The organism is Paenibacillus lacisoli (assembly GCF_030580655.1).
GTDB lineage: Bacteria > Bacillota > Bacilli > Paenibacillales > Paenibacillaceae > Paenibacillus > Paenibacillus lacisoli.
Map to the genome: position 1 here is coordinate 223,340 of NZ_JAUQTB010000001.1, position 21,611 is coordinate 244,950.

Below are 21,611 nucleotides of genomic sequence, written 5' to 3' on the forward strand. Positions count from 1 at the left end.
GTCTCTGTCGCAGAAATGTGTGACATTTATGAAGTTTATCACCGACCTTTCACAGCGGCAAAGAGAATTACTCGCCATATTCCCAGTTCAACCGGACTGAGTCACGAATATAGAAGGATAATCCGCAGATAACGGTCAAATCATCCCAATTCCTCTTCCATGCTATAACAAAGGATAAAAAAATCACCAGCTGCCTCAAATCGGTGCTGGTGATATCAAATGGATGAATTTATACTTAACAGGCTAGCGGGTTTCGAGCCTGGACAGCAGCTGCTGCCAATCCGACGCTGCCCCGGTCTGCTGCCACAACTCTCGGAGACTGCCTTCCAGCTCACCCAGCTGTTCCCGCAGCTGGTCTGCCTGAAAGCGCCCGCTGTCAAGTAAATGCTGTGAGTAATAATTCGTTATTTGCTGCTGGTACGGTGTGACCGCCTGTTCTACAGCTTCTCTCAGCTTAGGCTCCAAAGCCTGCTGCAGCCCGCTGCGTCCGCCTCCTTCGAAGAAGGAACGCGGATTCTTGAACATCCTCCAATAACTTCCCCAATCCAGCTGGTCCTGCAGATTCAACTCGGCCATCGGCGGTGTCGGCCAAGTCATCTTCATATCCGGCAGTGCCGGTTCAAAATCCGGGAGCTCGCCCGCCACTTCTTCCAACACCGTACTTACTTCCTTCCGCAGCAGCTTTTTCGCGGTCTGCTCCAGGTTCAGCGTCAATGCCAGCAGCTCCTGATTCAGATCGAGTGACAGCATGCGCATCAGTTCACGGCCGCAGGCCATAAATCCGCGTTTCAAATCCGTCCCTTCCCGGAGTACCGAGGAATGGAAAGCTTCCGCCATCAGGCTGCCCAGCCGGAAAAAGACCCGCTGTCTGACATGGTAGAGCAGCTCTCCCGTCTCCTGCGCCAGCTCCGCCGTTTTATCAAGCTGCTCCAGCCTGATACATTTGTACTTAGCCCCTTTCATCTGCTGTTCCATGGAAGCCAGCCGACTTGTCCTTACCTCTTCATCGGCCTCTGCTTCCATCACCATTCTCGATACCCTGGCGGTCAGCCTCCGCAGCTCCTCTTCCACCGACTGTTCGGATAAAGCAGGAAGCTGATCTCCAGCGAATGCCGTAAAAGCTTCTTCAAATCTTAGGAAACCGGACTGAGCCAATCCCGCGCTGTTCCCGGTCTCCTTGGCTTCCATCGCCTGCAGACTGGACAGCGGATACAGCCGCGGAAGTGAAATGCCGTTAATCTTGAGCTGCTGAGCCACATGCTCCTGCACCTGTCCCAGCTCCTGATCCGAGGAAGCGAGATCTGATGCGTTAATGATAAAGAACATATTGTTCAGTGCCAAGGTATCTTTCACACGGCCCAGCTGCATCAGAAACTGGCGATCCCCTTGGGAGAAAGCGTGATTGTAATAAGTAACAAAGATCAGGGCATCCGCATTCTTCATGTATTCGAAGGTAACTCCGGTATGCCGTGCGTTAACCGAGTCAGCCCCGGGTGTATCCACGATCACGATGCCCTGCTCTGTAAGTTCACAGCTGTAATGCAGGTCAATGCTGCTGACAAAACATGATTTTTGCTCATCGGCAACAAAGGAACGATACTCCTCCATATTTACTTGTATTCGTTCGCCCAGATGCTCCTCGGCAGTATGCCAGCCGGCTGCCGCTGCCCGAATGAAGCTGTACTGAGGTCTTCCCGCCGGATGGATACCCTGCGGTGACAGCTCTGTCGCCATCTCCCGCCAATTCTCTCTTGGAGCTCCCAGGCCCAGCAGCTGAAATGCATGGCGCAGGTCTTCCTCAAAGGCCTCCCTGGTCTTCATGGTGACAACGGCGGTGCCATGGGCCCTGCCCTCTTCCGGGGCCAGAATGCGGTTAATGGCCGCCGTCGTCGGATGCGGCGATACAGGCAGGACCGGTTCGCCCAGAAGGGCATTGGCGAACGATGATTTCCCGGCACTGAAGGCTCCGAACAGCGCCAGCGTGAACCGGCCGCCCGCAAGGTCCTTCGCGCGGGCGCGCAGGCTCCGTACCGCCGAGCCCATGCCGGCGTACGGCTCCACCAGCGCAGCTGCGGCCTCCAACCGCGCCGCTGCGCGTTCCAGCCGGCGGCGCCGTCCGCCACCGGCCGGCCGTGTCTCCGCGTGCGGTGCCTGCATGGCAGGCGTACGCGTCGCGGGTTCGGTGCCCACTGGCTGTGCCGCGGGCACCAGAGCGTCGACCTCCGGCAGGACGCCGGAGGTCAGCGGGCGGCGCGGCGGCAGCAGCGCCGCCTGGGCCGCGGCCCGCTGCTGCGCTTGCTGCTGCAGCTCCGCATAGCGGGCCGCGGCTGTGCTGCGCGCCAGCAGCGCGGCGCGCTCGGCCTGGACGGCTTCGAGCGCGGACATGTTCCGCGCAGTCAGGCCGTCCAGGAGGGCGGCGGCCAACGCCAGGGCCGCCCTGCGATAGCGCGCGGTGATCTCAGCGCGCAGATCCTTGCTGTACTGAAGCGTATACTCCGGAGAAATAGCCCCTTCACGCACCAAACCTGCCACAAGGGCGGCATCCGTTTCAGGCAGTTCGGAAGTCAACCGGGATTCCCATTCGGCAGACCATAGACGGTAACGCTCGCCAAGCTCCCTCAGCAGGGAACGAACGTGAAAGTCCACCTGTCCTTCGACCTGGCCCCGCAGCATGGAGACAAGCAGCTCTAACCGTCGTGCTCGCTCCTGTTCCGTTTTATTTCCAGCAAAGAGAAAGCCTGCCTTGAAGCCCGGCTTGCGGGATTCCAGGTACGAACCGGCAGCATCGCGCAGCTGGGCAGGCGTAATATTAGCGTTCGCAAGCAGGCTGTCCAGCTCTTTCCGAAACTCCGAAAGCGCCCGTTCAGCTTGTGTCTTCAGAGACTGTTCCTGATCTGTCAGCGTATCCAGTCCGGTCTGCAGCTGCTGCATTCCTCCTTCCCCTCCGGCTTCAGCCAGCAGGGCCTCCATCTCTTCCTGCACATCAGACTGCCTGTCCTTCAGGTGCTGTTCACCGAGATGATGAAGGGAAGAAATAATGCTGTGCTCGATCAGAGAAACCTTGTTCTGTATGAGACCGGCGATCAGGTGCTCCAGCTGATTCCATTGGCTCAGCTCATGCTCGGGATGCAGCACGGAGGTAAAGATCAGATCTGCATAGTTGACCTGCCACGCAGCAAAAACAGCTTCAACACCTCGGCGGTACTCAGTAAAAGACAGTTCCCGGCTCCGATGCTTGTCAATCTGGTTGACGATCAGATACAAAGGCTTACCCCAGTCAGACAACCTTTTCGCAAAAGACAGGTTATTCTCAGATTGTACATGGTTGTAGTCCATGACATAAAAGACGACATCCGCCAGATGCAGCGCCGAATCGGTAGCCAGAGCATGTCCCGAATCCGTAGAGTCTACCCCGGGGGTATCCAGTAGAGCAGCCCCGCCCTGCAGGAGCGGGATATCTTCCCATACCTCAATGGAACGGTATTCGTCACCATTTCGGCAGTATTCACCTAACTCGGCAGGATTTACTTCGACTGCATCTGCGGGCCTTGCAGCTGACGCTTCCAACTTTCCTTCGTCAGCATCGAGGCGATGCAGGACGGCTCTAGGCTCGCCATCGCGAATCATAACCACATTAGCGCTTGTGGGAACTGGTCCCGAAGGCAACACCTGCCGTCTGCACAAAGAATTAATCAGGCTGGATTTGCCGGCTGAGAAATGACCACAGAAGGCAATGGTTAACTCATTCTGACCGAGTTTATTTATCAGATCGCGGGCACGGCCGGCCGCCAGTTCGTTCCCCTCACCCGACCAGTAATCCATCAGGCTTTTTAATGGCTTGCTCTCTTCATATGTAACCGTTCTCAGCATTCTCTATCGAACTCCATTCCTTCGGCATTACCATCGTCTGTTCAGGTTATTTCCTGCGATGAACATTCACGAACCACCAGCAGCGCCTCAACGTATCGTGAATGATTTAGTCTTTATTGTACCATTGTACAATCGGCCAGTAAAAGCACGATTCTACATAAAAAAGACGGCAGGAGATATCCTCTCCCGCCGTCTTGGTCTGAATCGGCTGCTTATGCCTCTTGAGCTACACTTTCAAGAACAGGCATAAGAATTTCAAATACTTGTCCATGCTGAAGAATAGTAATGCCTTTTTGTTTGTCTTTCATCACTACGACATCCGGTTTCTGGGACATACGCTCCAGGTAGTGTTCAGGGACATCACCAGAGTGGCTGATTGTGATGCCTTCTACTTCACGTTCCTCATTCTCGGTCAAGCCGCTGTCTACAACCTGTTCAAAGATATCAGAGAATGCCTCAAAATTGTCTGTGTACACCGAAATGCATTTCATTACAATCATCCTTTTCTACTCATATACTTGTCGTCATTTCTTAGCTGCCTGCGGTTTCGTTACAGCACCACGTTCCTTATCTTTCCTGATTAGGGACGTTTTCATACGTTTCTTGCCTTCCCTGCATACATCCAGCAGCGGACAAACCTGACATTGGGGATTCTGGGCTTTGCAGTGGTATCGGCCAAAAAAAATCAGCCTGTGATGCGTAAGGGTCCACTCATCACGCGGCACTCGCTTCATCAGCTTCTTCTCCACTTCAAGCACTGAATCATTCCAGCCTGCAAGTCCTAGACGTTTGGACACCCGCTCTACATGTGTATCCACGGCAATGGCAGGAACACCAAAAGCATTCGAGACCACGACGTTTGCCGTCTTCCGCCCTACACCGGGAAGCTGGACGAGGCGATCATGCTCCTGCGGTACCTCACCGCCGTACTGTTCTATCAACAGCCTGCACAGGTTGTGAATATGCTTCGCCTTGTTACGGTACAAACCGATCCGCCGGATGTCCTGTTCCAGTTCCTCAAGCGGTACCGATATGTAGTCCTCCGGCGTCTTATACTTCTGGAATAAGTCAGCGGTTACCTTGTTCACGGTCTCATCCGTACATTGGGCCGATAGCAGTACCGCGATGGTCAGTTCAAAAGCATTGCTGTGGTTCAATTCACAGTGCGCGTCAGGAAACATGGCTCCTATGCTGTCGAGAATATGGCGAACGGTAGCAGTATTCATGAGGCTCACCTCCTACAAAAAAAACGTCCTGATACGGGGAACCCGCATCAAGACGGTCGTTCTTTAAATAATCATTGTGTCCATGACTACTGTTTTTGAATCTCAACGACAACATTGTTGTTGAAATATACAATAATATTATCATTTTCTTTCAAAGATTGCACGCTTAAAGTCGTGTCACCTTGATGAATATATACATTGGGGGCCAGATCAAGACGGTAATTGTCGTCTGCTGTGGAAGCCCGCTTCACATACACCTGCTTATTCGTCACATCGTAGGTCCAGAACTGTTTGGCTTGTGAAGTGAGTGCCTTCAGAATCAGACTGCCGTCGATGTCATTACGCATCTCTAGACGGTCGCCCGCTGCCAGTGAAGCAATTGTGCTGCCGGTTACACCATTCTTGGTTACCGTTACATTGCCTCCCGCGTTAACCGACTGTGTTTTGCCTGTATAGTCTTTAATCATCAAAACCTTAGCATTCGCATCGACGGAAAGGACCTCTCCGACGACAAGTTTCACACTCTGCAGGGATGTCGGAGTCGTTCCGCTGAAAGAAATATTAACAAGGCCTTTCGCTGCCAAGTCTGCAGTCTTGATTGTCTGGCCGCTGTCTCCAGTCAGGGTCACTTTGCTCAGATCAATGTCACTCGTCACCCCTCCGCTTTGTACCCGGATCCGGTTCAGGGCCGCATCTACCGATACAATCTCAAACTGCTGTACCTTCTGGACAAGAAGCGTCTGAACCGTATTCTGATCATCACTCAGAATCGCCGTCACCCGGTCTCCGTATTTGAGATCAGAAATGGTGGCGCCTGCTTTGCCGTAATACTCGACAGCCGGGGACAGATTGACATAAGGCAGGGTAACCGTAGTGCCATCTGCCAGCAGCAGGGTTACCTTTCTTCCGGTATTATCCAGCGTGCTGATGGTGCCTTCGTATTTGTACATCACTTGAAGTGAGAGTGCACGAGCGCCGAAGCCGCTGCTGATAAAGGTCAAATTCACCTTTTTGCCTTCGGTCAGCAGCTTCTCAACCCCTGCCAGCGTCGGAGAAGGTGTGTTGTAATCCAGTTTGGTTTTGTCGTTCAGTGTAACGGCAAAAGCCTGCTTATTGCTGTCCAATACGGTAAGAATACGGTTTTTGGCATCATAGGAGCTGACCGTAACACCATTCAGCTGCTTGGATTGACGGTTCAGTACCTCGACCTTGGTAATCTGATCCTGACCGTTCAATGTGAGCTGCAGCGAATCTCCTGCGGTCGGATCGGCAATCAGATCACTCAGCGATGCTGATGCCATTCCCGTTACCACAATCTCAGGCTTATCGCTAAGGAATTTGACCTCCAGACCGCCGCCCTCCTTCTGGTAAGTCAGCGTCTTGTTGTCCTGGCCGATGCTGTACAGCACTCCGCGTACCGTGCGCTCCACGCCCTGCGTGACTTCAACGGAGGCAATCACACTATTCTTGATCGTATATTTAACCGCAGCTCCAGCCTTTAATTCGCTGAGAGCAAGAAGCTCATTTTGATACTTGATTACACTCAGATCATCCAGCTTGAAAGTATCTGTTATACCGCTTGCACTTTTGAAGGTGATCGTCTTGTTAACCGTATCTACGCTTTGTACAGTACCCGTGTCGCTTTTGTTAACAATGCCTGACTTCACAGTGACAGATACAGGCTTTTTATCCGAAGTAAAGGTTTCACGGCTCAGTTCGATTAGACTGTTCTGGGTTAGAGCTTCGGGCTTGATTACATTTCCGTTCTGATCAGTGAACACCGTGTCGCTATCATAGGTGTATGATTCATAGTTATCATTGACCAGCATCCACAGCTTGTTTCCTGACGCCAAACGCTGAAAGCTGCCCTGAATGCTCTCCACCTGCTGGGTTGGGTCCACAATTTCTATGTACGAGGCCGTCCCGTTTTTACCAATCACCGACACTTTGGAATAAAGCTTGACGTCATCGGCCGCGGCACGTGTTTCAGAGGTTTTGCTGAAATACGGCGTCGAGGCAGGTACATTAAAAGTCACCTTGCTGCCGGAAACGTTTAACGTCAGCTTGCCGCCTGCATTTTGCACGACATAACCTTCGGTTACATTGGAATAGACGTTATTCGTCAGCGCTTCCCCACGGCTGAAGAAGGTTGCCAACTGTGCCCGAGTCACCTGACCCAGCGGATCAAAACGATTGCCATCCACCCCTTTAGTCAGGTCAAGACTGACAGCCACATTAACATAGCCTTTGGCATTGGCTGAAATTTTGTTGTTATCCGCAAAACCGGTTGCTGTTGAAGCCGCAGATTTAGCCTCTGCATCTTTCCCTAGAGCACGTACCAGCAGTTTGGCAATCCATTCACGGGTAGCCTTCTTGCTGCCCCATGTGTCCTTGCCTACATCAACGGAGGATTCTTCTGCTGCGTCCAGCAGCTTCAATTGAAATGCAAGTGCTGCATAGGATTTGTAGTAGTTGTTCACCTGAATTTTAGCAGGAACCGCAGTTGGTGAAGCGCTGCTTAACTGATTTTCTTTGTTCAAGAAACGGATTGCCATTGTAATTGCTTCCTGCTGGGTTACTGCATCTCCAGGACGGAACAGGCCATTGTTGCCAAGGAGGATATCCTGTCCGGCCAGCTTGTAAATGTGCTTCTCAGCCCAGTAACCTGTCTTCACATCACTAAAGATGCTTGAAGCTGCTGCTGCAGATACCGTTGTTGTCTCAGCAGCAAATGTAGAGGTGCCTGTCCCCAATGTAATCATACCTGCCAGAACGGCGGATACAACAACTTTGGAATGTAATGCCTGACCGCGTTTGAATTCCATCACTAAGTCTCATCTCCTAATTCTAATCTCTCAATTTGATCTAACTGAAATAAAGCCCCCTAAAAAAGAGAAAGGAGACAATGTGCCCAGCCGCACATCGACGGCTGGGCAGCATTGTATCCCGTTAGGATAAACCATTCTGGTTGTTGGTCGTTCTTCGTGTCGGTTAACTATCGGGTCATTGGATGGTCCAGATCAACATGTCCCATCAAACTCTCCACTTTGTCTCCATTTACCAGCAGCTCAATACTCTTGACCTCGCTGAACTGGAACATCGTCTGCTTCAGCGCATCCAGGGCAAATTGTTCTCCGCCGGAGCCCAACCGGGCAGTATCTGGCAGTGAAATATTCAGCGTTAACGCACCATTGACAAATTCCAGCTGCTTCAGCTCAATGGTGTCAGACCAGAGCGGAACCAGGTCACTGTTATCACTGTGCTGAAGCGCCTGAAAGGCTGCTTTATATTTCTGAAGCTTAGTAGGAAATGAAATTTCCGCTTCTGCCTTCTTCAGTTCCATTTCCTGAGGGTCTGTGTAATACACTGCAATTTTCTGCTTGCTCTCTTCATCTGCAGAAGCAGTCTGACTGGCCTTACTGCTGTCAGTCGGTGCTGCTGCTTGTCCAGAAGTACTGCTCTGGCCAGCTGTATCCTCACCAGTACTCTTTCCTGCCGCATTGCCGGAAGTGGTATCCGGCGAATCCGCTGCTGCAGATGTTGATGCAGAAGCTTCTGCTGGTTCAGGTACTGATGCAGTACTCTCGCCTGACGCATCCGCGGCGGAGGTTTCGCTCTCTGCCTGGACTGCCGCTCCTTGCTTCACCTGATCCTGATCAGCTGAGGGTGCGGCGGTCGGCTTTTGTGAACAACCCGCTGCCACCAGAATAAGGGCCAGCGCACCTGTTACTATTACTTTTCTGTTCATTTGTCGCCTCCCACGAGGAGCTTCCTCCTCTACTTCAGTCCGAGATAATCTTCAATTCCATCAACGACCCCTTGAGCCACTCGTGTCTGGAAGCTTGTGTTAAACAGGGCCTTTTCATCGTTTTTATTACTGAGGTAGCCAACCTCCAGGAGAACGGCTGCCATTTTGGTCTCACGGATAACATGGAAGTTACCATACCGTACGCCGCGGTCCGTCAAGCCTGTAGCCTTGGCAAAATATTTATGAATGGTGTTAGCCAACGCTTTGCTCTCCGCGCGCTGATAATACGTTTCAGTGCCTGTTGCGGCCGAGCTTCCGCTGCTGTTGGCATGAATTGAAACGAAGACATCCGCCTTCAGGTCATTCGCAATTTTCACCCGATCTTTCAGTTCAAGGAATGTGTCGTCGCTGCGTGTGAGTACGACATCAATATTTGGGTTCTGCTTCAGCAGATTAGCCACTTTCAGTGCCATGGCCAGGTTGAAATCTTTTTCCTTGGTTCCCGATACACCCGCTGCACCTGGATCTTTGGCTCCGTGACCTGCATCAATGACAACGATTTTTTTACCACCGCTGCCTACTGGTTTGGAAGCCTGTCCATCACTCAATGTAACGATCAGCGTGCCTGTTCCGGGATTAGAAATGGCAAAGTTTTTCGCTTTGCTGACATCTACGACTACACGCACAGTAGATGGATTGTTGTTGTACAAGGAGTAGCGCACCTTGCTCACATCACTGTTTCCGGTTACTTCCATTTCACCATTAAGCTGTGCATTCAGCGACTGGGTATCCCCGAAAGTGCTGGAAAATGCAGCCTGAGGCAGATCAACAACAACGCGGTTCGGTCCTGTCATCGTGAACACGTTCGGCTTCACATTACCATCCATTGCGATAAGAAGACGGTTATCGCTGAAGCTGATTCCCTTCACCATAGCAAGATCGCTGACCGGTGTGTTTTCACCGCTGTTGTTTTGGGTAATGAGATACACTGACTTGCTGGTATTGTCCCAGCTGACCTTCAATCCCATCTGCTCGCCTACAAAACGGAGCGGAACCAAAGTTGTTCCCCCTCGTAATACAGGTGCAGCGTCAAGTGCCACTTTCTGTCCGGACACGTCTGCCTGGGAGACGCCAACCGTCATAGTAATCGTGGTATTCTCGCTTTGAATCGTTACAATCTTTGAATTCTGATCCCAGCCTACGTTATAACCCAGGTTCTCGGATACGACGCGAATCGGAATCATCACCTTGTTGTTGAGCAGCTCTACCTGCACATCACCAGGAAGATTTAATTTCTTGCCATCAAGAAATATGCTTGTATTTCCTGTCGTCGCAGCGTGTCCGTGGCCCGGAACCACCAACATGAAGATAAATAAGAACATCAAAAAACCCAGCTTTTTCATCCTTCACCCCTACCATCCTATTAATTTTTGACATGTTTCCGGCGAAAAGCTCCCGCTGCTGCACAAGCAATACCAGACAATATTAAGACGCCGCTCTCTATCAAAAGTTGCGAATTTATTCCATCATAACAGAAAAAAAGACTGTTAAATAGCGCTTTTTACGACATGGTTCTCTCATAATTTACTATTCATTACGTCTAACCCCGCATCTCCCTCACTGCTCTTTTCTTTTATAATAGTTACAGAAAATTAATATTTTTTAATGAATTATTCTTCTCCAGTCACTTTCTTGATTCTACTAAAATAAGAACATAAAAAAAGCCGGCCGATCAGATCGGCCAGCTTTATTACTTGCGGTAATAATCCCTTAACATTCCAACAGATTAAACAAGAGCTGCTGCACGCTTGGCTTCATATGCAGCAATCGCATCTTCATGCTGCAGGGTCAGCCCAATATCATCCAGCCCCTGTAAAAGAAACTGGCGGCGGTGCTCATCCAGATCGAAAGCAATATGAAGACCAAAATCATCCGCAATGGTTTTCTGTTCGAGATCAATGTTCAGCTGATATCCTTCGTGTGCAGCAGTACGCTGAAACAGCTCTTCGACCTGCTCTTCTGACAGCTTGATCGGCAAAATGCCGTTCTTGAAGCAGTTGTTGTAGAAAATGTCGGCAAAGGATGGTGCGATGACACAGCGGAACCCGTAGTCCAGAATGGCCCAAGGAGCATGCTCCCGTGATGAACCACAGCCGAAATTGGCCCTTGATAACAAGATATTTGCTCCTTCATACCGCTCTTTGTTTAATTCAAAGTTAGGGTTATCGTTGCCCGCCTCGTCAAATCTCCATTCGTAGAAAAGAAACTGCCCGAATCCTGTACGCTCAATACGCTTCAGAAATTGCTTAGGGATGATGGCATCCGTATCTACGTTCACGCGATCAACCGGTGCTGCCAATCCTTTTAAAGTTGTAAATGCCTCCATGATGCTTCCTCCTATTCAGTCGATCAGCTGACAACAGCCTGCTGTTTGATTTTCCAGTCACGTACATCTACGAAGCGGCCTTCGATCGCTGCTGCGGCAGCCATTGCCGGCGAGACCAGATGTGTGCGGCCTCCGCGGCCTTGACGGCCTTCGAAGTTGCGGTTTGAGGTTGAAGCACAGCGCTGTCCCGGCTGCAGTACGTCCGGATTCATCGCCAGACACATGCTGCATCCCGCTTCACGCCACTCAAAGCCTGCTTCACGGAACACCTCATCCAGTCCTTCCTTCTCCGCCTGCAGCTTCACCCGTCCGGAACCAGGTACCACGATCGCTGTCACCCGGTCCGAAACCTTATATCCGCGCGCAATTTCTGCCGCTGCACGCAGATCCTCAATCCGACCATTCGTACAGGAACCGATAAAAACATAATCAATAGCAATTTCCGTCATTGGTGTACCTGGAGTCAAATCCATATACTCCAGCGCTTTTTCGGCCGCTTTGCGCTCATTCTCAGTTGGCAGCTCAGCTGGAACAGGTACCGCTGAGGTAATATCTGTACCCATACCCGGGCTGGTTCCCCAGGTTACCTGAGGAATCAGGCTGTCCACGTCAAATTCAACCACATGATCATATGCCGCGCCCTCATCGGTGACAAGCTTCTTCCATTCTTCTACGGCTGCATCAAACTCAGCACCCTGTGGAACATGCTGACGGCCGCGAAGATATTCGAATGTCGTCTCATCCGGTGCGATCAGGCCAGCCCGCGCTCCACCTTCAATTGACATGTTGCAGACCGTCATTCGTTCTTCCATCGTCAAGCTTTTGATCGCTTCTCCTGTATACTCAATAACATATCCTGTTGCAAAATCTGTTCCGTATTTAGCGATTACTCCAAGAATCATATCTTTGGCCGTTACTCCTGGCTTGCGGCTGCCAACAAAGCGGACTTCCATCGTTTTGGCTTTGGACTGCTGAAGACATTGCGTTGCCAGAACGTGCTCCACTTCACTTGTGCCGATTCCGAATGCCAGCGCTCCGAACGCACCGTGCGTCGATGTATGGCTGTCACCACAAACAATCGTTTTTCCGGGGTGAGTCAAACCGAGCTCAGGTCCCATGACGTGTACAACCCCTTGATCAAGGGTATCCAGGTCATATAAAGTGACGCCGAAATCACGGCAGTTCTGGGTCAGGGTATCGATTTGCTGCTTCGAGATCGGGTCCTTGATATTGAACCGATCCGTAGTAGGTACATTATGGTCCATGGTTGCAAAGGTACGTTCCGGACGGCGAACTTTGCGGCCGCTGAGACGCAGACCTTCAAAAGCCTGCGGGGACGTTACTTCGTGAACCAGATGAAGATCAATATAAATAATGCTTGGTTTCCCTTCTTCCTGATAAATCACATGGTTATCCCAAATTTTCTCGAACATGGTCTTTTGACTCATCGTTTTCACCCCTGATGGTAACTTCGTGTTTGGAGACGAACGTTCAGTTCGTACTTCTCTTTGAATTCAATATATCATCATGCAGTTAATTGATCCAAGATATAAAACCTATACCGTTAATAGGTTTGGTCAATAAACCGATGGATAAACCATTGGATTAACCATTTGTTATTCAGTAAGCAAGCCGTCATTAAAGTATGACAGGCCCGTGTCTTTTGTTTATAATTAAGCTTAAATTAATAGTTATTTAGTATAAGCTGCTAGTCATATATCTGCAGGTTCTAAGGAGGTTACCATCGTTGGAAATTCGTCAGCTCATGTATACCCTGCAAATCGCGGCTGAGAAAAACTTTTCCCGGGCCGCCGAGAAATTGCATATTGCCCAGCCCTCACTCAGTCAGCAGCTGTCCAAGCTGGAGAACGAATTGGGTGTCCGCCTGTTCCAGCGCAATACAAGCAGTGTTGAGTTGACCCATGCGGGAGAAAGCTTCGTAGCTCAGGCACAGAAAATTGTGGATGCCGTTGAACTGCTGCGCCAGGAGATGGATGACATCTCGCAGCTGCGAAAAGGGAGGGTCGTTGTCGGAAGCATGCCTATCACAGGCTCTCATCTGCTGCCCCATGTGCTTCCGGCATTCCGCCAGTCTTATCCGGATATCGAGATTGCACTGCTGGAAGACTCGTCTATGCATCTGGAAAAGCTGACGGCCAGCGGCCAGACCGATCTCAGCCTACTCTCGCTTCCGCTTACGGAAACATCACTTACTTATATTCCGATTGGTGAGGAACGCATTGATCTTGCTGTTCCCCCTAACCATCCGCTTGCACAGCGTCCGCTGGGCACCGATGGCATTCAACGGGTGAAGCTGTCTGAACTGCGGGAGGAACCCTTCGTACTCCTTAAAAAAGGACAGGGACTGCGTAAGCTGACCTTTGATTTATGTGCAAATGCCGGCTTTGAACCTCAAGTCGTCTTCGAGAGCAACAATATTGAAACGATCCAGTCACTAGTCGCTACCGGGATGGGCGTAACGCTTGTGCCGCATTTTATCGCCAGAGCGACAAGGAGTGAGTTTGTCCCAGCTTATCTGCAGCTGGAGGAACCATCGCCGAGCCGCACACTGGTCATTGCTTACCGGAGCGGGCGTTATTTGTCCAAAGCGGCTGAAGCCTTCATTGATACCTTCCGCAATACCGTTCAACAGCTGGCCGATGTCAAACGACCTTGATTTTTGAAGTAAGCTCAATATGAAAAGGCTGTTCTCCCAACCTGCTGCAGCAGGAGGGAAAACAGCCTTTTGTCTATTCTGGCCAGTATTCTGTTACCCACAACTTAACGTCATGGTTCCATTACATCATACCATCGACCTTATCCATCTTCTAATTCGGCGTAATCGTTTGCCTTCGCCTGCTTCTCCGCATTAACGTTACCCTCATGATCGCATCACTTCTTTCTTTGGATTATTTCCTCAGATTGTGCTGATCGATCAACCTGTTCTGCTCATCTGGTGCTCTTTGGTCATGATAAACCCCTTGCACCGGCGGTCCGACGTCTTCCTCATAGTCTCTTGCAAATTGCCTGATGCTGCTCCTTGATTCCGTCAATGTTGACCTCGTCAAGGCATCCCTTGATTCCATTTTGGCTTTACTTTGGTTATCCATCGTTATAACCTCCTTGGTTAACGGGATACTAATATATAACACACAAACACTGTTATGAAACAGAGTTGTACTTTTTTTATGTTATTTTGATACACTTTTTGATATATCTCTTTCTATACAAAACGTCATCCTTTGTAATACAGATCATCTCTGCGATCCTGCCATACGGGAATACGGCTCCTGACCTCGGACACCTGCTCCGGCTCAATGATACCCGTGACGATTTCTTCCAGCTCACTGCCTTCAGCCTGTATCTCCCCCCATGGATCAATAATGAGGGAGTGACCGCAGAAATGATTTCCGCCTCCGGACCCCACCCGATTACAGGCGATGACAAACATCTGATTCTCAATGGCCCTTGCGGTCAGCAGCGTCTTCCAGTGGTGCAGGCGGGGATGCGGCCACTCTGCAGCTACGATCAGCAGCTGTGCGCCGCGCATGGCAAGAGTCCGGGACAGCTCGGGAAAACGGATATCGTAGCAGATCGCAGCGCCGGCTTTCAGTTGATGGTCGAGTTCCAAATTACATAGGGACTTCCCAGGCTGCAAATAGTCATTTTCATGCATCAGTCCGAAGAGGTGGATTTTGGAATAGGCGGCTTTCACATGACCTGTGCGGTCGAAGCAGTACATTGTATTATAAAATTCGGTATTATAAAATTCGCTCTCCCGCCGCTCCGCAATGGACCCGCCCACAATGTTAACCCGATATTCGGCCGCAAAGTCCGCAAGCAGGCGGTAAGATTCTCCTTCGACAGGCTCAGCAATCTCATCCAGCCGCTGCAGGTCATATCCCGTATTCCACAGCTCGGGCAGAACCAGCAAATCGGTATCCGGCTGCTGCTCCATTGCAGTTTTCATCATATGCCCAAGACGCTGTCTGTTGCTGACAGGATCTCCAAAGCAAATATCGGACTGGAGCAGCGCTATCTTAAAAGGTGCCATTGAATTCTCCTCCTTAATGAAAATAACAACTTAAAGTATTTCATCTATCTTAGACTTGTAAAGAAGGACTCGCAACCGGCTGTATCCAGTCAGATCTTTTCCTCAATTCCCTTTGCCAAAAGGATTCTATTCGTGCTATATTCTTAATCAAATGTTGAAACGTGCAGACGGGACCAGTACGAGAGCCGGGCATGACCAGAGAGCAGATTCCAGAGGCTGAGAGGATCTGTCTTCGCTCCTTCTCCGAAACCTACCCCCGAGCGGCCTGCTCTGGCAGGACGGCGCCCCCGTTACAGGCCTGAAGCTGGACGGTGCTGTATGCCGTCAATGAAGGTGGTACCGCGGAAGACAGACTTTCGTCCTTTACAAGGATGAGAGTCTTTTTTTATGCAATTCATAACTTGGAAAGGAGTTAACCTATGTCAGCCCGAATTGTGATCAAGATCGGCAGCAGTTCTCTTACCGGAGACGAAGGAGGCCTGAATGAAAGGGCAATCAGTTATTTTGCATCGGAAATCGCGTCTCTGTACAAGGCAGGTTATGAAGTGCTGCTTGTCACCTCCGGGGCAGTCGCTGCCGGATTCCGGGAGATCGGTTATCTGTTCCGCCCTACACTTCTCCATGAGAAGCAGGCGGCGGCTGCCGTCGGTCAGGCACTGCTGATGCAGGCCTATCGTCAAGCGTTTGGCTCTCACGGTATCCGGTCAGCTCAGATTCTGCTTACACGCAATGATTTTCACAGCCGTAAACGGATGGGCAATGCCAGTATGACGGTCGAAGAACTGCTTCGCCATGGTGTTATCCCTGTGTTTAATGAGAATGATACCGTATCCGTGGATGAATTGAAGTTTGGAGATAATGATATGCTGTCTGCCCTCGTTGCCAACATGGTCAAAGCACAGCATCTGATCATCATCACAGACATCGACGGGCTTTACACAGCTGATCCGCGCAAGCATCCGCACGCACAGCGTCTCGACCGTATCGAGGTCATTACAGAAGAAATTCATCTGCTTGCCGGCGGCAGCGGCTCCTCCGTCGGAACGGGCGGTATGCGCTCCAAGGTGGAGGCAGCCAAGGTCGCCACCCGCGGCGGGGTGCCTGTGTTTGTCGGCAGAATTCAGGAGAACGGTGATATGCTGAAGACCGTAGAGGGTCAAGGACAGGGATCCTATTTTGACACCACCCTCTCTTCGCTCCCAATGAAGAAACAGTGGCTTGGCTTTATGTCCACTCCACTGGGAAGCATCCGAGTGGATCAGGGGGCAGAAGAAGCTCTCGTTCACGGGGGGCACAGTCTCCTTCCTGTCGGGGTTCTAACCGTGACGGGCAGCTTTCATGCAGGGGACGTCGTCGAAGTCCTTGGACCGGATGAACGCGTGCTTGGACGCGGCATCGTTAATTATGATGATGCCCAGCTCCACGAGATCAAGGGCCTTAGCAGCAGCGAGGTACTGCAAAAGCTGGGCGGTTTTCACCGTCTTGAAGTCATTCACCGGGATGAATGGGTCACCCTGTGATTATCTTTAATCATAAGGAGAGGGGATTAATATATGAGTGAAGTACATGTTAGCGAAGTACGGGCTAAGGCGGGCAAGGCCAGGGCAGCCAGCGTAGTGATGAACAGAATGACTACCGCGCAAAAAAATGCTGCATTGTCTGCCATGGCGGACGCATTAATAACAGAGCAAAAGCTTATCCTGAGTGCGAATGAACAGGACCTCGATCATGGCCGGTCTCAAGGCACCTCTTCTTCCCTTCTGGATCGCCTGAAGCTGACACCTGAACGCATTAAGGATATGGCTGACGGCCTCCGCCAGGTTATCGAACTGCAGGATCCGGTCGGAGAAACCGTACAAACCATCCAACGTCCGAACGGTCTGCACATTACTCAGATTCGTGTACCCTTAGGAGTAATCGGCATGATCTATGAAGCAAGACCTAATGTCACGGTGGATGCGGCAGGTCTCTGTCTCAAGACAGGCAATGCCGTTGTACTGCGCGGCGGTTCTGCTGCACTTTATTCCAATACGACAATTATTAATGTACTCCGCCAGGCGCTGCAGGCGACTGATATTCCGCCTGAAGCATTGCAGCTGATTGAAGACAGCAACCGCTCTTCTGTCGATGAGATGCTGAAGCTGAATGATCTGCTCGACGTGATCATTCCCCGGGGCGGCAGCTCATTAATTCAGAATGTGGTACAGAATGCAACCGTTCCTGTTATTGAGACCGGAGCCGGGATCTGCCATACTTATCTCGATGCATCAGCTACAGTTGAAATGGCAGAAGCCATCAGCCTGAATGCGAAGGTACAGCGGCCCTCTGTATGCAACTCCATGGAAACCCTTCTCGTCCATCAAGATTATGCGGATCGCTATTTAACCGCCCTGGGCGAAACGTTCCGTAAAGCGGGCGTCGAGGTTAGGGGCTGTCAGCAGACGCAGCACATTTTGCCTTGGGCAGCAGCTGCTTCAGCTGAGGATTTTGCAACGGAGTACAATGACTATATTCTGAATGTTCGTATCGTTCAGAATCTGGACGAAGCACTCGAGCACATCAGCAAGTATGGAACCAGACATTCTGAATGTATTATTACTGAGAACACAGCACATGCCAACCGGTTCCTGCAGGAGGTGGATGCAGCTGCCGTCTATCATAATGCATCCACACGTTTCACGGACGGCTTTGAATTCGGATTTGGCGCAGAGATCGGCATAAGCACCCAGAAGCTGCATGCTCGGGGGCCCATGGGCCTGCCTGCACTCACTTCTACCAAATACCGTGTGCAGGGAAACGGCCAAATCCGCGGGTAAAACCGGAGATTCAGACGATTTTAACAGGATTCGCGATACTTGGGCATGCTGTGCCAAAGAGAAAAATCACAGTATGCCGGACATCATCTAAGGGGGAAATTACACATGTGTGAATCGCAAACCAAAACCTTGATTCAGCAGCACATTACATTTTATGGAGCCGGAGCCATGGCCGAGGCCGTCGTTCGCGGTCTGATTGCCCGCCAGGTGGTTCGTCCTCAGGATATCAGCATGATGAACCGAAGCAATGTGAAGAGACTGGACGAGCTTCAGCAAAAATATGGGGTTCAGGTTCAACATAATGACGATGCCAAAATGGAGCTGCTCAAGCATTCACCTGTCATCGTGCTGGCCATGAAGCCTAAGGAAGCATCCGCTGCTATCAAAAAGCTGGCTCCTATCCTGTCCGATGATCAACTTATCATCTCCATGATTGCCGGTCTGACGATCCGGACGATCCAATCCCTGCTGGGCAGGCCGCAAGCAGTAGCACGCACCATGCCCAACACTTCCAGTACGATCGGACTTGGAGCTACAGGCCTATCCCTCTCCAAGGAATTGACTGCTGAACAGCGGCAGACCGTATTGACTATGTTCGAAGCAGTAGGCACTGTAACTGAAGTGGAAGAGGACAAGCTTGAGATTCTCACAGGTATTTCCGGCAGCGGTCCGGCTTACATCTATTACATGATGGAGGCCATGATGGCAGCAGGAATTCGCGGCGGCTTGACACCCGATCAATGCCGGGAACTGACGATCCAGACGGTCTTGGGCGCTGCACGTATGGTCCAGAAAACGGGGGAAGCTCCTTCTGCGCTCCGCGCGAAGGTGACTTCTCCGAATGGAGCAACGCAGGCAGCACTTGAAAAGCTTGATGAAGGAGACTTCTTTGAGACGGTGATCTCGGCTGTTCATCGCTGTGCTGAACGTTCACGGGAAATGGGCGCTGCCCTAGTAGAGGTTCCATCAAGGGAAGAGTATTAGACCGGCTGCGGCTGTATATCGACAAATCTGTAAGTCCATCAATATTAAAATGACCGCTGCCTTCTAAAGGCAGCGGTCATTTTAGTATAGCTTTATGGCAATAGATCTTTCTCTAATGGCTATATCTAATGGTTTCTTTATCTGATCGTTCTTGATCTAGTACTCATTCTTCCCGCTCCGCTTGAGCAGCCACAGCCCTCCACCTATCAGCAGTATAGAAATCATCACGGTATTTAAATACATATCGATCGTATAATAGAGCTGCAGATCCGGAAAATGAGTATCCAGGTAAGGAACGACAAAACGGATCAAAATATAATATAAGCCAAGTGCCAGGAGCACCAAGCCGAGCATACGCTGTGAAACACGATTCATCCGGAAAACGGGCACATCTTGGGCAAGTCCCAGATCATAACGGCTGGCCTGCTGCATCCCATCAAAAAAACTGTAAAACCAGATCACCGGAATCAGGAACAAAAACAGCGTCAGCCGCAGCAGATCCAGAACATAAATACTGCCCAGGAACAGGGCCATCAGCTGTAACCCTCTTTTCTGCAGCCCCAGGTACATATGCCCTGCTCCGGGAAAAGCGGACAGTATCATTGCGAATACTTTGCTTCTGCGGCCGGTGCCTCGTCCCTGCTCCAATTGATCAAACAATGTACGGTCGTTAATCTGCTCCCCTGCCATACGGCGGTTTACAAGCTGAACAGCATCAAACATGCAGTAAAGCCAAAGAACCGGAAGGGCACACATGAATAGCAGTACGCTCTCTTCACGGGTCAGAACTGCCACGAAAAGCAGCATCGTTCCCAGACCAAAAAAGGATACAAGAAAGGACATACCACGCTGCATCAGACCAAGATGGAAATGTCCAAGACCGGGTATTAACGAAAGCAGAATGGTGAAGAACCGTTCATTCTCCGTACCCGAAGCTGCCGGCTGGGCATACATCGGCGGCAAGCTGCTGCTAAGCCCGCCCTCCTGCCCGCTAACAAACGGATCCTGTTCGGGATTATAACCGGATTCGCCCCATGTCTGGCTATCTCCGCCAGTGTGGTGCTGCCATGGCATAGGCCCGGATGCCTGGCCATACGCATACTCTGCTTGAGGATAACCAGTTTGCCTTGGAAACCTTGAAGGCTCTCGCAGCAGAACAACGATCAGATCAACCATGCTGATACATCCCATGAAAAAGGCAAACAAAACGCCCAGCAGCAGCAGCTTATCTTCCCCGCTTAATACCAACAGGCCTGCCGCACCAAACAGAGAACCAAAAAACAATAGAGCATAAATAAAAGCTCGCCCTCTTTTTCCCCAATACAGATGTCCAAGACCCGGAATAAAATTGAGAACAAACGCCAGCAGCTTGCTGCGCATTGGTAAAGTCATGTTAATCATCCTTTCTTCCTGCCCGGTCAGGGCTTTAATCGGTCCAGCCAGCTGACAGCCGCTTTCATGATCTGATCCGCCATACCAGGTCCTTCAGAGGGTGCCGTTATCGTCCCTGTGTGCGGCAGCAGATTGTCCGCCAGCCCACTGGAGAAGAAGAAGATCATCAAGCACGCTGCAATAGCATAATGAAATAGCGGATGGTCTACCCAGCGACGGTGCCGCGGCTTCTGATGAGGAAGCTCTACAGCCTCTACTGCCAGCATAATCCGGTCTGCAAAGTCGTCCGGGTTCGTCAGCACGGGAAGATCGTCCAGATCGTCCAGCTCATGGAGGAATTGTTCCAGATCGTAGTCGTCATGCAGCAGCCGCTCCTCCATTTCTCTCTCTACGTGAGGCGGAGGGCCGCCTGTTATGTAGCTCTTCCATATTTCTTTATCTTTGTTACTGCAGTCGCTCATATCCATTCCTCCTCCTTCCAATGCTCCCGGATCCACTGTCTGGCCCGGTATAATCTCGATTCTACAGTCTTTGCAGCGACCTCAAGCTCGATAGAAATTTGATCATAACCTTTGCCTTCCAGATAAAACGCGGTAATGATCTCTCTGTGTTTGGGAGGAAGCTCCTCCACCCGTCTTCGGATTTCATCATGATGTTCGCTGCGCACCAGTTGGGCCAGCACATCCGGCTCATCAGAACGAAGGGTCGCTTCCAGCAGCGTCTGATCGAATTCCACATTGTTTGCTGTCTGCCGTGCTTTCTTGCGCTTTGCATCTATGGCCTTATGAAGAGCAATGCGAGAAATCCAGGTTTTAAATCCTTCATTACGGTATTGGGGGAGAGATTTATACACTTGAATCAGGGCCTCCTGGGCAGCATCTTCCGCCTCTTTCGCATCATGCAGTACAGAATAAGCTACATGATAAATATGATTGCTGTACATCTCGACCAGCTCACGAAATTTACTACGGTCCCCCTGCAAAATTTGTTGAATCAAAGCAGCATGTTCAATTGCTCTCCCCTCCTTCCCGTTCATATAGACGATAAGAATTTCATGCACCCCTGCATTTAATAATAAAATATGAATTTATTTTTCATTTTTATAAATGAAAAAAGTGGAATGCGGAAAAGTGGA

Annotated in this window: 17 protein-coding genes; 4 read left to right on the plus strand and 13 right to left on the minus strand. The window is 50.7% G+C overall.

Translation table 11 applies throughout. The features are described 5' to 3' along the window. Nucleotides 1–243 precede the first annotated feature (243 nt). The 8 genes from Q5741_RS01090 to leuC form a co-directional block, all read right to left on the minus strand. On the minus strand, nt 244–3,870 hold the full coding sequence (locus Q5741_RS01090) for a dynamin family protein (RefSeq protein WP_305022193.1): 3,627 nt from the start codon (nt 3,868–3,870) through the stop codon (nt 244–246). 212 nt (nt 3,871–4,082) lie between these two features. Continuing rightward, entirely contained in the window at nt 4,083–4,361 is a 279-nt protein-coding gene (locus tag Q5741_RS01095; RefSeq protein WP_305022194.1) for an NAD/NADP transhydrogenase alpha subunit, read from the minus strand. A 33-nt stretch (nt 4,362–4,394) separates the two neighbouring features. Continuing rightward, nucleotides 4,395–5,096, minus strand: a complete 702-nt coding sequence (nth, locus tag Q5741_RS01100; protein WP_305022195.1) for an endonuclease III — start codon at nt 5,094–5,096, stop codon at nt 4,395–4,397. A gap of 86 nt (nt 5,097–5,182) precedes the next feature. Then, the gene (locus Q5741_RS01105; protein ID WP_305022707.1) at nt 5,183–7,921 is read right to left on the minus strand and encodes an S-layer homology domain-containing protein; all 2,739 of its coding nucleotides are present in this window, start codon (nt 7,919–7,921) and stop codon (nt 5,183–5,185) included. A gap of 170 nt (nt 7,922–8,091) precedes the next feature. Then, the gene (locus Q5741_RS01110) at nt 8,092–8,844 is read right to left on the minus strand and encodes a GerMN domain-containing protein (protein ID WP_305022196.1); all 753 of its coding nucleotides are present in this window, start codon (nt 8,842–8,844) and stop codon (nt 8,092–8,094) included. A gap of 29 nt (nt 8,845–8,873) precedes the next feature. After that, nucleotides 8,874–10,247, minus strand: a complete 1,374-nt coding sequence (locus Q5741_RS01115; RefSeq protein ID WP_305022197.1) for an N-acetylmuramoyl-L-alanine amidase family protein — start codon at nt 10,245–10,247, stop codon at nt 8,874–8,876. Between the two features lie 383 nt (nt 10,248–10,630). Next, complete coding sequence (leuD, locus tag Q5741_RS01120) at nt 10,631–11,230, minus strand: 3-isopropylmalate dehydratase small subunit (protein ID WP_305022198.1); 600 nt, start codon at nt 11,228–11,230, stop codon at nt 10,631–10,633. A gap of 23 nt (nt 11,231–11,253) precedes the next feature. After that, nucleotides 11,254–12,678 carry a 3-isopropylmalate dehydratase large subunit gene (gene leuC / locus Q5741_RS01125; RefSeq protein WP_305022199.1) on the minus strand — a complete coding sequence of 475 codons (1,425 nt, stop codon included), beginning with the start codon at nt 12,676–12,678 and terminating at the stop codon, nt 11,254–11,256. A gap of 299 nt (nt 12,679–12,977) precedes the next feature. Here leuC and Q5741_RS01130 point away from each other — a divergent pair, with 299 nt between their 5' ends. Next, a complete protein-coding gene (locus Q5741_RS01130) occupies nt 12,978–13,907 on the plus strand; it encodes a LysR family transcriptional regulator (RefSeq protein ID WP_305022200.1) in 930 nt (309 codons plus the stop codon). Between the two features lie 232 nt (nt 13,908–14,139). On the opposite strand, the gene Q5741_RS01135 is transcribed toward Q5741_RS01130, so the two are convergent. Then, nucleotides 14,140–14,340 carry a hypothetical protein gene (locus tag Q5741_RS01135; RefSeq protein WP_305022201.1) on the minus strand — a complete coding sequence of 67 codons (201 nt, stop codon included), beginning with the start codon at nt 14,338–14,340 and terminating at the stop codon, nt 14,140–14,142. A 125-nt stretch (nt 14,341–14,465) separates the two neighbouring features. Beyond that, entirely contained in the window at nt 14,466–15,284 is an 819-nt protein-coding gene (locus Q5741_RS01140) for a carbon-nitrogen family hydrolase (protein ID WP_305022202.1), read from the minus strand. Between the two features lie 419 nt (nt 15,285–15,703). Here Q5741_RS01140 and proB point away from each other — a divergent pair, with 419 nt between their 5' ends. The 3 genes from proB to proC all read left to right on the plus strand — a co-directional run bounded on the left by proB (nt 15,704) and on the right by proC (nt 19,084). Further along, entirely contained in the window at nt 15,704–16,804 is a 1,101-nt protein-coding gene (proB, locus tag Q5741_RS01145; protein WP_305022203.1) for a glutamate 5-kinase, read from the plus strand. 33 nt (nt 16,805–16,837) lie between these two features. Then, nucleotides 16,838–18,100: a glutamate-5-semialdehyde dehydrogenase gene (locus tag Q5741_RS01150; RefSeq protein WP_305022204.1), complete on the plus strand. Its 1,263-nt coding sequence runs from the start codon at nt 16,838–16,840 to the stop codon at nt 18,098–18,100. Between the two features lie 105 nt (nt 18,101–18,205). Then, a complete protein-coding gene (proC, locus tag Q5741_RS01155; RefSeq protein ID WP_305022205.1) occupies nt 18,206–19,084 on the plus strand; it encodes a pyrroline-5-carboxylate reductase in 879 nt (292 codons plus the stop codon). A 156-nt stretch (nt 19,085–19,240) separates the two neighbouring features. Here proC and Q5741_RS01160 read toward each other — a convergent pair whose 3' ends face one another. Genes Q5741_RS01160 through Q5741_RS01170 form a run of 3 tightly spaced genes read right to left on the minus strand, consistent with a single transcriptional unit; the run spans nt 19,241 to nt 21,512 of the window. Further along, nucleotides 19,241–20,476 carry a hypothetical protein gene (locus tag Q5741_RS01160; RefSeq protein ID WP_305022206.1) on the minus strand — a complete coding sequence of 412 codons (1,236 nt, stop codon included), beginning with the start codon at nt 20,474–20,476 and terminating at the stop codon, nt 19,241–19,243. Between the two features lie 26 nt (nt 20,477–20,502). Next, nucleotides 20,503–20,937 (minus strand): hypothetical protein, encoded by a 435-nt coding sequence (locus tag Q5741_RS01165; protein ID WP_305022207.1) that lies wholly within the window; start codon nt 20,935–20,937, stop codon nt 20,503–20,505. Next, a complete protein-coding gene (locus tag Q5741_RS01170; protein ID WP_305022208.1) occupies nt 20,934–21,512 on the minus strand; it encodes an RNA polymerase sigma factor in 579 nt (192 codons plus the stop codon). Before Q5741_RS01170 ends, Q5741_RS01165 begins: the two co-directional genes overlap by 4 nt. Between the last annotated feature and the right edge of the window lie 99 nt (nt 21,513–21,611).